We start from the raw sequence: 13,809 nt of genomic DNA on the forward strand, positions 1-13,809 counted from the left end.
GCTCATCAGAGCCTAACGTTCTACTACTACTCTTCTAATTACAAACAGTAGTATATCACAGGTGTATATACGAAAATGATAAAAAGTGTGAATATATTTAAAATTTTATTTTTTAAATATTTCCATTTCATCAAAAATATTGATTTATTTCGACAAAAACAGGCCTTTATCTCTAATGAACAGGCCTATTTTCGTATGCGGCTTTGACGACAATATAAAAAAACTACTCTTATAGTATATCACATTACGTATACTTTTAGTGTATCAATCTAATATGTTATATAAAAACAAGCGAACCATAAATAGTCCGCTTGTTTCTCCTAAAGTAATTTTGTTTAACTTAGCGGCTAGGTAAACTGTATCCTTCACCCATTCGAGCCCCATCTGAGAACCGATAAAATTGATAATAATACCGACCGCTTTGTTTATAAAAAAGCTGCCAAGCATACTCTCCGTTATACACCCCCGGTAACAACCGTTCAATGCTAATATCCGGGAGATCGGCTTTTATAAGACTACGCATTTTTTCTTCAGAGGTCCCTTTACTTAGTTCCTCGGCGAATACTGCGTCGGCGCCTTCGGCAAACTTCCCATCTACAGTAAAGCGTACCCAAACCATCAACTCAGTCCCGGATTCATTCTTCCCTGTTAAGACCCAGTAGACTGCATTTTCATCCCACACGGATTTCTGTGCTTTAGTTACCTCTGTTAGACCCGCGCTGGTTTTGGCGACATCCTTAGCGATATCTCGCTCGTTCCATTGATCTTTCATAATATAAGCATAGAACTGGATGAGTCCGAACAGAAGGAGCAGAATCAGAACTGACCCCAGGAGGATCCATTTTTTCCTTTTCTTCAAGGTACAGCTCCCTTTCTAGTAATATATCTTTTTTGATTATATAACACACCCGTGTGTTTATCCAAAGTTTCATATCTCGTTCAATGATCTAATGATCAGAAACACAAAAGGCTGTAACTTTGCAATTGCAGAAAGTCACAGCCTTTCAGTTATTTGTTATGATTTAGACTATCGTTTTAGCAGTCCATCAAAGGCTTCTTGCGCCTTACGACGGATGGCTTCCTCATCTAGCGTTACACATTGTCCATGTTTAACAACCTGTTTACCATTCACCCATACATGCTCAACATCCTTGGCACTGGCAGAATAAACAGCGTGAGACAACAGATCTGTGTGTGGGAGCAAATGCGGCTGGTCTATATCAATAGCAATAAAGTCAGCTTTCATACCTACAGCGAGTCTACCCACATCATTTAAAAAGATAGACTTCGCGCCATACTCCGTAGCCATACGTAGAGCTTCCGGAGCCGGAACAGCCGTAGGATCACCACTTACACCTTTATGGATGAGTGCTGCAAGACGCATTTCTTCAAACATATCCAAATTATTATTACTTGCCGCTCCATCTGTACCCAGTGACACCTTCACTCCGGCCTTTAGAAGATCCGTAACTCGAGCAACTCCACTAGCCAGCTTAAGATTGCTTCCAGGGTTATGGGATACACCTACATCATGACGAGCCAGTATCTCGATCTCTTCATCATTCAAATGAACACCATGAGCGATTATAGACGGACGTGTGAACATTCCAAGCTTCTCTAAATGCGCTACTGGCCGCAGTCCGTAATCCACCACATTCTGCTCCACTTCGCGTTTCGTTTCGGACATATGGGTATGCATCGGTAAATTCAAATCATGAGCCGCCTGCACAAACTTAACAAAGAAGTCTGGTGGGCATGTATATGGGGCATGTGGCGAGATCATTGTCGTAATTCTACCTTCAGCCTTACCATGCCAGTTACGCGCAAAAGAAACCGCTTCCGCAAGCTTCTGATTTTGTACTTCTTCTGGACATAGACCGATTACGCCTCTCATTAATACGGAACGAATACCTGATAATTCGACGACCTCCGCTACTCGGTCCATATGATCATACATATCCAGGAAGGTTGTAGTGCCACCTTTCAGCATTTCAAGTACAGACAAGGAGGTTCCCCAGTATACATCTTCTCCGGTGAACTTCTCTTCCATCGGCCACATCTTCTCCTGAAGCCACACCTGAAGCGCTAAGTCATCTCCATAACCACGAAGCAATGACATTGCGGCATGGCCATGCGTGTTTACCAGACCTGGCATAAACAACAGACGACTGCCATCAACAACTTGCACATCGTCTTCTATTAAAGGCTCTTCTTTTCCTATGTAAGTGATCAAATCATCTTCAATAGTCATATATCCACTAAGAACCGGCTCATCCGTTCCCGGAGTAAGAAAACGCCCGCCCTTGATAATCGTTTTATTGCTCTTCATTTCTGCTTTCTTCCTTTCCATCCTTCAAATAATAAGCAAGGCTTTGCAAATCTGTTGTAAAATCAGCAGCATGAACCCGGATATTCGATGGTGTTTTTAGAATCACTGGTGCAAAATTTAAAATCGCCTCAATGCCAGACTCAATGAGAATATCCGCTACATTCTGCGCTTCTGAATCAGGTACTGTAATTATCCCAATTCGAATACCTTGCTCACGAACCGTCTGACCAAGCTCCTCCATCGGTTGAACGGTAAGTGAGTTGATTTTCCGCCCTACCTTAGGCGCATAGGAATCAAATATAGCGGTAATCTTCATAGTATCTTTCAAATAAGCATTATAATTAGATAATGCATGTCCAAGGTTACCGGCACCCACTAAAGCCACATTCAGTTGTTGATCCAGCTTCAGAATATGACGGATTTTCTCAATAAGATAAGTTACGTCATACCCGATACCTTTTCTGCCGAAATCTCCAAAATAAGCTAAATCTTTGCGAATTTGAGCGGGATTCAAATCAAGTTTCTGTCCTAGCTCTTGAGAGGAAACGGTTAATATTTCACGTTTCTGTAGATCATTTAGGAAACGTAAGTACACAGGAAGTCTGCGAACAACGGCTTCTGATATTTTTTCCGATTTCATAATTTACCTCCTAATGTAAGTAATATTCTTTACTAACCTTATACTAATTCGTGTACCTCGTCTCAATGAAGAGCGGTATTCTTATACCGCCCTTCATTGTAGAGTGATTAATATGATCGATGACGTTCTTTTTAAGAAACGCCTCCGTCTTCCAACCACTCCGCTATACGAGGAACCATTTGATCCGTAAGCATATGCTCCATTTTTGGGCCAGGCAACGAATAGAGGAAATATTTCCCATAGTGAGATTCGATCACCCTGGTGTCATACACAATAACAATACCCCGATCTTGCGCTGTCCGCACCAGCCTTCCAAATCCTTGCTTAAAGCGAATAACCGCCTGAGGAACAGACAACTTCATGAACGGATTCTTTTTCTGGGCTTGTAATAACTCAGACTTCGCTTCCGCTAGGGGATGGTTTGGCGGTTGAAACGGGAGCCTCACGATGGCCAAGCATGTTAATGCTTCACCCGGAATATCAACACCCTCCCAAAAACTGCTTGTTCCTAACAGTACAGAGGCTGCACTGTCCTGAAAACGGCGGATCAGCTTGCTACGGCTGCCCCCCTCCACGCCTTGACCCAGCACCGTGATCTCTTGTGAGGCTAGAGCCTCTTTCAAAGGATCGTAAACCTGGCGTAGCATCTTGTAAGAAGTAAACAGGACAAGCATCCGCCCGCGTGTTGTAGTCGCTGCTTCTGCTAGTGATTGTACGAGTGTATCAACAAATCGGGCATCGCCCACACTGCCCTTCACACTAGGGAAATCCCGTGGAATAACTAACAGCGCCTGCTCCCGATACTTAAAAGGAGAAGGCAGGAGTGATGTCATCAGACGCCCCTCTTCCGCAGCTTCATTAAGTCCGAGATTATCAATCATAAACTGGAACGATTTATCAACAGAGAGTGTCGCCGAAGTTAGCACGATACTTTTCTTTTTGTCGAAAAACAGCTCCTTAAGCTGAGTACTGACATCAACAGGAACGGCATACAGCTGTAGCGATTTACTGCGATAATTTCCATTCGCCTCCAGCCAATATACTACATTCTCATCGTTTAATCCCATAAAAAACCGTACTTGCTCACGTATTGAAGCTAAATCCTTAAATAAGCCGCTAATATCGGTAACTAGACTATCTGAGGAAGATTGACCTTCTTGATCTCGCATTTCATTAAGCATTTTATCACCTTTACGGATAATTTCGCTTAATGTCAGATTCATAGTATTCTCTAAAGCAACCAATTCATCCCAATCTTTCGGTTTACGGGTAGGAAGTAGCCGCATGACTAACTGGCCAGCTTCTCCCGCTGCTGCATCGCTGCGTTCCGGCAAGAGGCTGAATAGTTTATCACTAAGCAGATCCCAGGTTTCTTTTATGGTAAGCAGGTCCGGATAGATTCTATCGATCACTCCGCTCCATTCAGAAGCTTCCTCACTGCCTGATGACTGAAGCATTTGGCGAAGCGTAGGAAGTTGGCCATTTCGACTATCCTTATAAAGACGCGATAGTGTATGTGCCACCGTGAAATGCTTCATATGCATGCCTAAATGCTTGCCAGCCACGTCCTCCAGATGATGGGCCTCATCAATTACAAGATGTTCATAAGCCGGAAGTAGCTGGTGCCCAGCCTTAACATCTGCGAAAAGCTTAGAGTGGTTCGTAATGACTACGTCTGCAATACCAGCTTCATGCTTTGCCCGATGGTAATAACACTTACGGAACCAAGGACAGGAGCGCCCCAGACAAGAATCGGTATCGCTAGCCACCGTCTCCCAGAAATCTCCTCCACGACCGCTTAAGTTGAGCTCTTCGTCATCTCCTGATTCGCTTTGCGTCAGCCAAACGATCATCTGAGCCGCAGTAAGCGCATCTTCCCTCGGACTGACAAAGTCTTTTTTATTAATTTTATGTTCGAACTTACGAAGACACAAATAATGCCCTCTGCCCTTAAAAATTGAAGCTTTAAATGGAAATGGAACTACCTGTGTTAATAAAGGAATATCCCGCTCACGCAATTGATCCTGCAGATTAATAGTATGAGTGCTGACCATAACTTTTTCATTCGTGCGAACGCTTTGGTATATGGCAGGCAACAAATAACCAAGTGATTTGCCGGTTCCTGTCCCTGCTTCGATCAATAGATGTTTGTCTTCGGCAAGTGCCGTCATCACCTCATTGATCATAATATCCTGAGCTTCTCGGCTTTCATACTGCGGCAAAGTTTCTTTAAGTCGTTTCGTTACTTCATCCATATAATCTGTAAAAGATAAATTCTGTAGCGGATTCTCAGCATGCTCGTCTCGAGGTGGAGCTAATTCGTTCCAGTCTCCTACAGCAAGCGCTAATTGACGATAAAAAGTCAGATCACCTTCGGGCTGAAGCGTCTCCGCTTCCCGTTCACGCAGCAGACCATCGAAATACCAACCAAGATCACTATCCTCTTCCGTAAACAGCTCACAGAGTCTCTGGATCGTCAGCAGAGGCAAATCGTAGAGCTCCTCCAGACATTTCAGCAATACAAGAGCAGTTGCGAGTGCATCACTGTCTGCCTGATGCGGACGCTCATGCGTCACACCAAAATGTGCACTAACTGATCCTAGTTGATAGGATGTGAGGGAAGGAAAGCAGATTTTCAGAAAATCAATCGTATCTAAAATCCGTCCTTGAAATGGTAAATACCCACATCGGTCTAAAGCATTTTGCAAAAAATGGAAATCGAATGCGACATTATGCCCTACAAGCACAACATCATCCAAGAGTGGAACAAGCTCCATCATCATCTCATCCAGCTCAGGTGCATCCTTTACATCATCGTCGGTAATCCCCGTTAGACCAGTTATAAAAGGAGGTATCGGCGTTCCGGGCTTGACGTAGGAACCATATACCCGGGAGATGGACCGGTCTTCTTCTATAATTGCAAGGCCAACCTGGATGATTTCACCCACGGATTGGGTTCCCGTTGTTTCAAAATCAAGCACGGCAAATTTCATTATAATTCTATTCCCTTTCAATTGAGACTCTTAATCAGCATAACAGAAGTTGCGAAAAAAGGCGATGCACACCACTGGTTCAGGGGATGCATCGCTTGAATGAAAATGCGGAATAATAAACCGTAAACGTAATAATTTACAATAATGAAACAAGCTGATTTCCGAAATGAAGCTTACCTCCTCTACGGCGGCAAACCTCCAAATTCACAGTCGGTTCAGGAAGAGCCGGGTCAAGTTGCAAAGAAAGGCCAAACAGCTCCTGCGCTTCATTGAAACGTTCCTGTGAGGCCCGGATACAGCCTAAAGCATTATACACCATGGCTTTGAGCTTGGTTTCCCTTATCAAACCGAGCATATGGTTCAGATGACTCCAAGCAGCCTCCCCTTCCCCTTCTTGCAGGTAAGAGATGGCTAAATATAATCGAGCAGCCAGGCTATCCGGATATTGCACAATAACTTCCTTAAACTGCTCAATACATTTTCCATACATCAAGAGCTTATAATACCCCTGACCTCTGACAAAAGTATCCATGCACAGCTCGGGTGCTTCCTGCTCTGGCACTTCCTCTTCGACCACAGTCGTAAAATCTACACTTTCACGAAAGTGGCTTAGCTTCTCTGCAAAGGCCAGCCATTCATCCATGACTTTATCGCTAAGTCGATGCAGCATATTATAATTGCATAAAAGCTCATTCCGGCGGGCACCCTCCGCTGTAGGGTAATCTGTAACGATCTCCTGAAGCACCTTGTTCATTTCAGCAAACAAATGTTGAAACATGGGCTATCCCCCCTTACTGAAGATGAAATCAGTTCAGCTTGCCTGACTTCATTTTCTGCGAGATCGGGGTCTTTCATCCCTGCCATTCATTACATGGCGTAAGTCCATCCTTTAAGCGATTGTAGCATGCAGTTCGTGATCGGCCAGCTTCACGGGTTTGTTGTTCTCATCCACGAATACCACTGTTGGCTTATGCGACTCCAATTCTTCTGAGGACAGCATTGCATACGAAATGATAATTACTGTATCTCCCGGCTGAACCAGACGAGCAGCTGCACCATTCAGACAGATCACACCACTGCCGCGAGGCCCAGGAATAACATAAGTTTCTAACCGGGAACCATTATTGTTATCGACGATCTGCACTTTTTCATTCTCAAGAATATCTGCCGCTTCCATTAAGTTCTCATCAATGGTAATACTTCCTACATAATTCAAATTCGCTTCTGTCACCGTCGCGCGGTGAATTTTGGACTTCATCATATGTCTAAACAAGAGCGGCAACCTCCTTTGGAATAAATACATTATTGTCAATTAAGCGCGTTCTGCCAAACTTCACGGCAAGCGCTATAATCATTTCCCCATCTACATCCGTTAATACAACTTCGTTCCGCAAGCCTTCCAGATTAGGAAAGGTCAGGATTTCCGCATAATCAATAACCGCCAAAGGTGAGCTAGAAATAACGGATGTCAACAAATCCCGAACTTCAGCTATAGTTCTTACCTTTCCTTCTTCGATGGCCTCACGCGCTTCACGCAGGGAACGAGATAACACCAGAGCCTGGCTACGTTCCTCCGGAGATAGGAATACGTTACGTGAGCTAAGTGCAAGTCCATCTCCTTCACGAACGATAGGGCAAGGAACAATTTCAACATTCATATTTAGATCAGACACCATTCGGCGGAGCACTGCTACTTGCTGAGCATCCTTTAGTCCGAAGAAGGCATAATCAGGCTGTACAATATTGAATAGTTTATTAACGACTGTCGTTACCCCATTAAAATGTCCTGGACGTGATGCCCCACAGAGTCGAGTGGTAAGCTCAGATACCGAGACTGTAGTCCGGGTAGGCTGCGGATACATTTCTTCCACACTGGGGATAAATACAATATCGACTCCTTCGCGTTCCGCAAGCTCCAAATCACGCTCTTCATCGCGCGGATAGGAATCATAATCCTCATTCGGTCCGAACTGCAGCGGGTTCACAAATATGCTCATAACGACCGTGTTGCTCATTTCGCCTGCCCGCCGAAGCAGACTGGCATGTCCTTCATGCAGGTATCCCATCGTTGGAACAAACCCAATTGGAGTGTGCCCACCTTGTCTCATATATTCCAAAGCTTCGCGCAGTTGCTTAATGCTTCTGACGACTCTCATCTTATTCCCCATCCTTTCCGGCACTGCCGTATAAAGATTCCAGAACGGTTTCATCCGCTTTAAAAACATGACCTTCATCTGGGTACGAGCGATCCTTCACTTCTTTCACATATTGACTGATACCCTCACGAATCAGACTACCCACATCCGCGTAAGTTTTGACAAAACGTTTCTCACGGTAGGGTGAGGCATAACGCAACAAATCATGGAAAACCAATACCTGTCCATCACAATAACGACCTGCACCAATCCCAATGGTCGGTATGCTCAGTGCCTCAGAAATCGCTTGTGCTACTTCTTCAGTCACTAGTTCCAGTACCACTGCAAAAGCACCGGCGGCTTCAAGCGCTTTAGCCTCATCCATCAGACGTTTTGCATCTTTGGCATCCTTACCTTGAATACGGTAGCCACCAATCATATTGACCGATTGTGGTGTAAGCCCAATATGTCCGAGCACAGGAACGCCTGCAGCTACAACCGCAGTGACTGTCTCACAAATTTCGATACCACCTTCCATTTTGACGGCATGAGCCCGCCCTTCCTGCATTAGTCTGCGCACACCACGCAGAGTTTCATCTATACTTCCGTGATAGGTCATAAATGGCATATCTGCCACAATGAACGTATTCTGTGCACCCCGGGTTACTGAACGAGTGTGATAAACCATATCTTCAATTGTAACAGGTAAAGTTGTATCATATCCAAGTACCACGTTTCCTAAGGAGTCACCCACCAGGATAAGGTCGATACCGGCTTCTTCAGCAAGTAATGCCGACGGGTAATCATAAGCGGTCAACATACTTAACCGCACCCCATCTGCTTTCATTTTTTTCATTTTCACAATATTAAGTGCTTGTTTGTTTGCCATTTCTCTCTTCGTCCTCCTTTTTGAAATTACATCCCCGTAAAAATCGCAACAAAAAAACCCTTTAGCAATAATTTGCTAAAAAGGTCCGAAGGGCAAAAAAGAGTCACTCGCGATCGTCCCTTCTGTCTCGGTCCTTACGGCTCAGAGCAGAATCCAACGTAACCGTCTAACGCAGTTATGAAGGTGATTCCAATAATAAAACCATTATAAGTTCATCAAATCAAGAGTACAGTTCGCAAAACGATACCGCCTCTGCCCCATAGTATAACAAAAAGGACACGGAAATACACGAAAAAAATATGACAGGGGATGACACCCTGCCATATTGAAAAGACTCACAAAGGATTTATAAAAGCTCGATTTCACCAGAGCACACGCTAGAAATCTCTCCAGAACTATTTTTAAGTAGTAGTCCACCTAATTCATCCAGACCTACTACAACTCCTTCAGAGCGTCCCTGAGGGCTATTCAGAGCGATTTGGCGCCCCAAAGTAACTGACATCGACTCCCACAGCTCTTTGATAGGTTTAAACCCTTGATTCATGTATAGAATGTAATGCCTCTCCAGCTCATCCATTACAGCTCTTACCAGCTCGGAACGGTCAACAGGGACACCGCCCCGCTGAATTCGCAGGGAGGTCGCTACTTCTTTCAGATGATCAGGATAATCGTCTTCAGTCATGTTCGCAGAAATTCCAATCCCGGCGATGCAATAATGAAGCTCTCCTTCTCTTAGAGAAGACTCAAGCAAAATCCCGCATATCTTACGATCGCCCGCAAGCAGATCATTCGGCCATTTAATCCCGGCATCTACTCCGGTTACCTGGCGAATGGCCTTACAAACAGCAACTCCAGCAAGCAGTGTTAACTGAGGGGTCTGTAACAGGGGTAAATTCGGCCGCAGTACTATACTCATCCAAATCCCTTTGCCACGCGGTGAGTACCATTTCCTACCTATTCTGCCTCTACCTCCGGTTTGTTCTTCAGCGATTACGGTTGTTCCCTCTGGCGCACCGCTTTCTGCCAATCGTTTGGCTTCCTCCTGAGTAGATGCGACAGACTCCAGGAGCTGAACGCTGTCTATCCAATTCGAATCAGAAGCTTCCTGCTTCAATTCGGTTAGAGACAATGCCTTATCATAGCTCATGTCCATCCATCCTTTTTGCTTCAAGCAACAATTCTCGTTTATTGTTTAACAGATCACCCGCAGCAGTCGCTTGCAGCAGAGCACTAAGCATATTACCCAGCCAAGGCCCCGGACGTTTCTCAAGCGCTTCCGCCAACTCATTCCCTGTAACAGCAAGCTCTGAGAGGCTCTGCAGCGGCATTTGTGCGATCCACTCTCTTGCAGCTTGTAAATAGATCAGACCATTTACAAGATCTGGCGCCGCTGGAGTAGTGACAGCGCGCGAGTCTTTCGAGCCCGCTGGCAAGCTCGCAGCGGGAAGGGCTGCTGCTGGCAAGCTCGCCAGCAGCGAGAGCCAACCTTCGGCGGCTTCTACGCCGAAGGTCAGCACGGCGGCGATCCAGCGCCGCCGCAGTAGATCCGTGCCGCCCACTTCCCCCGGCGGCACTGCCTCAAGGGCAGCGGTCCAAGCTTCGCGGACCCGCAGCACCCGGACGACGCTTACGCGCGTCGCCCCAGAGAACGTCCATGCCCGCAGCAGCTCGTCGGCCTCCTGGGCCGACTGCTTCAGGGCATGGAGGAGAAGCGCCCACCGCAGGTGGGCGCTCTCAGTTCCCCTATCCCAGCCGTTAAGGCGGCAGCTGCCGCCATATCGGTTCCGGTCCAGGGGAACGGGGCTTTGCCGCGCGCTAGCAGCTCACAGCGCGCTAGCATAGCAAGGCCGCGCCGAGGATGCGGCCCCTCTATGATGCGGTCCAGCTCCGCGCGGACACGCTCCACAGCAATATGCGCCAGCTTATCTCGCTGGCGCAGTAGCCCCCTCCACGTATTCTTAGCGATGGAGAAATCTAACACCGATGCGAAACGAATGCAGCGAAGCATGCGAAGCGCATCCTCATCGAACCGTTCCTCTGCATCACCCACACAGCGGATCACACGGAGAGCCAGATCCTTCTCGCCTCCGAAGGGATCAATCAAATCTCCACCCAGCCCGCAGCATATCGCATTAATCGTAAAATCACGACGACGAAGATCTTCCTTCACATCGCTAACAAATTCAACATGGTCCGGACGACGGTGATCGACATAGCCGCTTTCAGTTCGATATGTCGTCACCTCAAATCCATGCCCATCCTGAAGCACGGTGACCGTCCCATGTGCTAGCCCTGTTGGAATACTGCGTGCGAAGATGGCTATTACTTCCTCCGGCACTGCTGAAGTTGTAATATCCATATCATGCACTGGCCTACCCAATAGCTCATCGCGAATGCAGCCTCCGACCCAAAAAGCCTCATAGCCGTTTTGAGTTAGCTCAGAAACTACATTTTCCGCTGCAACAGCCATAGCAGATGGCGCCATTTTCCATTTCATTACGAACTCCTTACCCCCTGACTGTATCCAGTCTAGGGACCTTGCGCCCGAGCACACGGTAATATATATCCTCATACTGACTTGTAATCGAATCCTTACAGAAGTCTTTGCAGGCCGTTTCCAGACAAGCTTGTCTGAACTGCTCCACCATGCGATCATCCGAAAGGAGTTTGATTGCATATTTCGCCATAGTTTCTGTATCCCCAATTGGAGCAATGAATCCTGTCTTGCCGTGTTCTATGAGCTCTGGAATGCCTCCGGTTTGAGAACCTATAGTCGGAACGCCACATGCCATCGCTTCCAGAGCCACCAGTCCAAAGCTTTCCTTTTCAGAAGGTAACAGAAGAAGATCAGCCAACGATATAACTTGAGCAATCTCATCCTGTCTTCCTAAGAAGCGGACTTTATCATCCAGACCCATTTCACTAATCTTAGCTTGAATCTTAGGAAGATCTGGCCCTTCGCCAACAAGCAGCAAACGTGAAGGGATTTCACGATTCACTTTAGCAAAGATATCCACAACATCACTTACCCTTTTAACTGGGCGGAAGTTACTGATGTGCATCAAGATCTTCTCCTCAGGGGAAGCAAAATCATCCCGTAGATTCGAAACATCCCGTGGGTAATAGACACGATGGTCAACAAAATTATAAGTAAGGTCGATCTCGCGCGTGATATCCAGCACTTCTCGAGTTTCTCTAATGAGATCCTTCGATACAGCTGTTACTGCATCACTTTCATTAATCCCAAGACGGATTAGATCTTTTAGAGATTCATCTTGTCCAAGTACCGTGATATCCGTACCATGCAAGGTCGTTACAACTTTTATATCATTACCAAGCATCTGCTTAGCAAGGAAAGCACAAACAGCATGCGGAACAGCGTAATGAACATGAAACAAATCCAAATTCTGCATTTTGGCAACCTGAGCCATTTTCGTAGCGAGCGCTAAATCATAAGGAGGATATTTGAATACATAATAATCATTAACCTCTACCTCATGGTAAAATATATTTTTCTGGAATTTCCCTAACCGAAACGGAATGCTGTGTGTAATAAAATGAACTTCATGTCCCTTTTCGGCCAAGAGTTTTCCTAATTCAGTCGCTACTACGCCTGAGCCGCCAAGAGACGGATAACAAGTGATGCCTATTTTCAAACGATCCATATTCCGTCCCCTTCTATACCTTATATAGTTTGATCCCCTGCAGTAAACAAATCTACTGCATAAGGCACTTTTGTTGCAAACCCTTCCGCATAGGGAATGAGTCTCCGCTGTCCAAGCAACATGTCTCTGGAACGAACACGTTCAATGTAACCTTCTGTCAGCGGTGTGGATACAGCATCGGCACCGAGCGGCTTGGTGAACTGGGAGCGATAGCAGGACAACGCCTGTTCTTTCAGCCCATATTGTTTAGTAACATCTACAATAAGATCCGTACGTCCTAGATCATTTATAAAATAAAAAAACAGCTGTGGAGCCGGAACTGCCGGCTTGTCCGACATGTATTTACGTAGTTTGGCATTAAACACAGCTTCCTCTACCAGCTTACTGCACGCAATATGATCCGGATGACGATCTTCCCAATAAGGAGCAAAAACAATCGCAGGAGCAAACCGGCGAATTTCTGCTGTCACAGCGGCCACATGCTCTTCTGTTATAAACAGCCCTCTGTCAGATAAGCCCAAATTCGTCCGCACAGACACGCCAAGTAGATCAGCAGCTAGCTGTGCCTCTTCCTTGCGTAGCTCTACAGTACCGTTCGAGGACATTTCCGCAGCTGTTAAATCGCACAGACCTACTTTTAGTCCTGCAGCGGTATGCTTCGCAATCGTACCTGCCATTCCGATCTCCGCATCATCCGCATGAGCCCCAAATACAAGAATGTCCAGCTTCATTCATCAACACCTGGTTTGTATTTATGGACGAGTTCTCGCCAAGCAAAGTCACCACGATCAATCGCCTTCACAAGCACCTCAGCTGTTGCGATATTCGTTGCTACAGGGATACCATATACGTCACATAGACGAAGTAAAGCTGTAATATCTGGTTCATGTGGCTGTGCCATTAATGGGTCGCGCAAGAAAATAATAAGATCCAATTCATCTTGGGCTACCATTGCCCCAATTTGCTGATCTCCACCCAATGGTCCTGACATATAGCGATGAATCTTCAAGCTAGTCACATCCATGATCCGTTGGCCAGTAGTCCCCGTAGAAAATAGTTCATGACCTACAAATACATGCTCATAGGCTAATACAAAATTTACGATTTCATCTTTTTTACGATCATGTGCAATAAATGCGATCTTTAACATGGTGTTCT

The 13,809-nt window shown here is 45.9% G+C and carries 14 protein-coding genes; all 14 read right to left on the bottom strand.

The window, feature by feature from the left end; translation table 11 throughout:
• Window positions 1–340: 340 nt before the first annotated feature.
• The gene (locus MHB64_RS21065) at window positions 341–859 is read right to left on the bottom strand and encodes a cell wall elongation regulator TseB-like domain-containing protein (RefSeq protein ID WP_094872560.1); all 519 of its coding nucleotides are present in this window, start codon (window positions 857–859) and stop codon (window positions 341–343) included.
• 168 nt (window positions 860–1,027) lie between these two features.
• The gene (locus MHB64_RS21070; RefSeq protein ID WP_094872559.1) at window positions 1,028–2,329 is read right to left on the bottom strand and encodes an amidohydrolase; all 1,302 of its coding nucleotides are present in this window, start codon (window positions 2,327–2,329) and stop codon (window positions 1,028–1,030) included.
• Window positions 2,316–2,969 carry a redox-sensing transcriptional repressor Rex gene (locus MHB64_RS21075; protein ID WP_094872557.1) on the bottom strand — a complete coding sequence of 218 codons (654 nt, stop codon included), beginning with the start codon at window positions 2,967–2,969 and terminating at the stop codon, window positions 2,316–2,318. The genes MHB64_RS21070 and MHB64_RS21075 overlap by 14 nt, the downstream gene beginning before the upstream one ends.
• Before the next feature lie 131 nt (window positions 2,970–3,100).
• Window positions 3,101–5,962: an ATP-dependent DNA helicase DinG gene (gene dinG, locus MHB64_RS21080; RefSeq protein ID WP_341135319.1), complete on the bottom strand. Its 2,862-nt coding sequence runs from the start codon at window positions 5,960–5,962 to the stop codon at window positions 3,101–3,103.
• A 136-nt stretch (window positions 5,963–6,098) separates the two neighbouring features.
• A complete protein-coding gene (locus MHB64_RS21085; protein WP_042190119.1) occupies window positions 6,099–6,740 on the bottom strand; it encodes a tetratricopeptide repeat protein in 642 nt (213 codons plus the stop codon).
• A gap of 111 nt (window positions 6,741–6,851) precedes the next feature.
• A complete protein-coding gene (gene panD / locus MHB64_RS21090; protein ID WP_094872553.1) occupies window positions 6,852–7,235 on the bottom strand; it encodes an aspartate 1-decarboxylase in 384 nt (127 codons plus the stop codon).
• A complete protein-coding gene (panC, locus tag MHB64_RS21095; RefSeq protein WP_341135320.1) occupies window positions 7,228–8,118 on the bottom strand; it encodes a pantoate--beta-alanine ligase in 891 nt (296 codons plus the stop codon). Before panC ends, panD begins: the two co-directional genes overlap by 8 nt.
• A gap of 1 nt (window position 8,119) precedes the next feature.
• On the bottom strand, window positions 8,120–8,986 hold the full coding sequence (gene panB, locus MHB64_RS21100) for a 3-methyl-2-oxobutanoate hydroxymethyltransferase (RefSeq protein WP_341135321.1): 867 nt from the start codon (window positions 8,984–8,986) through the stop codon (window positions 8,120–8,122).
• Window positions 8,987–9,332: 346 nt separating this feature from the next.
• Window positions 9,333–10,133: a biotin--[acetyl-CoA-carboxylase] ligase gene (locus tag MHB64_RS21105; protein WP_094877089.1), complete on the bottom strand. Its 801-nt coding sequence runs from the start codon at window positions 10,131–10,133 to the stop codon at window positions 9,333–9,335.
• The gene (locus MHB64_RS21110; protein ID WP_341135322.1) at window positions 10,123–10,602 is read right to left on the bottom strand and encodes a hypothetical protein; all 480 of its coding nucleotides are present in this window, start codon (window positions 10,600–10,602) and stop codon (window positions 10,123–10,125) included. Before MHB64_RS21110 ends, MHB64_RS21105 begins: the two co-directional genes overlap by 11 nt.
• Before the next feature lie 77 nt (window positions 10,603–10,679).
• Complete coding sequence (locus MHB64_RS21115) at window positions 10,680–11,483, bottom strand: CCA tRNA nucleotidyltransferase (protein ID WP_341135323.1); 804 nt, start codon at window positions 11,481–11,483, stop codon at window positions 10,680–10,682.
• Window positions 11,484–11,493: 10 nt separating this feature from the next.
• Complete coding sequence (gene bshA / locus MHB64_RS21120) at window positions 11,494–12,651, bottom strand: N-acetyl-alpha-D-glucosaminyl L-malate synthase BshA (protein WP_094874670.1); 1,158 nt, start codon at window positions 12,649–12,651, stop codon at window positions 11,494–11,496.
• Between the two features lie 20 nt (window positions 12,652–12,671).
• Window positions 12,672–13,382: a bacillithiol biosynthesis deacetylase BshB1 gene (gene bshB1 / locus MHB64_RS21125; RefSeq protein ID WP_341135324.1), complete on the bottom strand. Its 711-nt coding sequence runs from the start codon at window positions 13,380–13,382 to the stop codon at window positions 12,672–12,674.
• Window positions 13,379–13,801: a methylglyoxal synthase gene (locus tag MHB64_RS21130; RefSeq protein WP_042129517.1), complete on the bottom strand. Its 423-nt coding sequence runs from the start codon at window positions 13,799–13,801 to the stop codon at window positions 13,379–13,381. The genes bshB1 and MHB64_RS21130 overlap by 4 nt, the downstream gene beginning before the upstream one ends.
• Between the last annotated feature and the right edge of the window lie 8 nt (window positions 13,802–13,809).

The organism is Paenibacillus sp. FSL K6-2859, assembly GCF_038008265.1.
GTDB lineage: Bacteria > Bacillota > Bacilli > Paenibacillales > Paenibacillaceae > Paenibacillus_AQ > Paenibacillus_AQ nitricinens.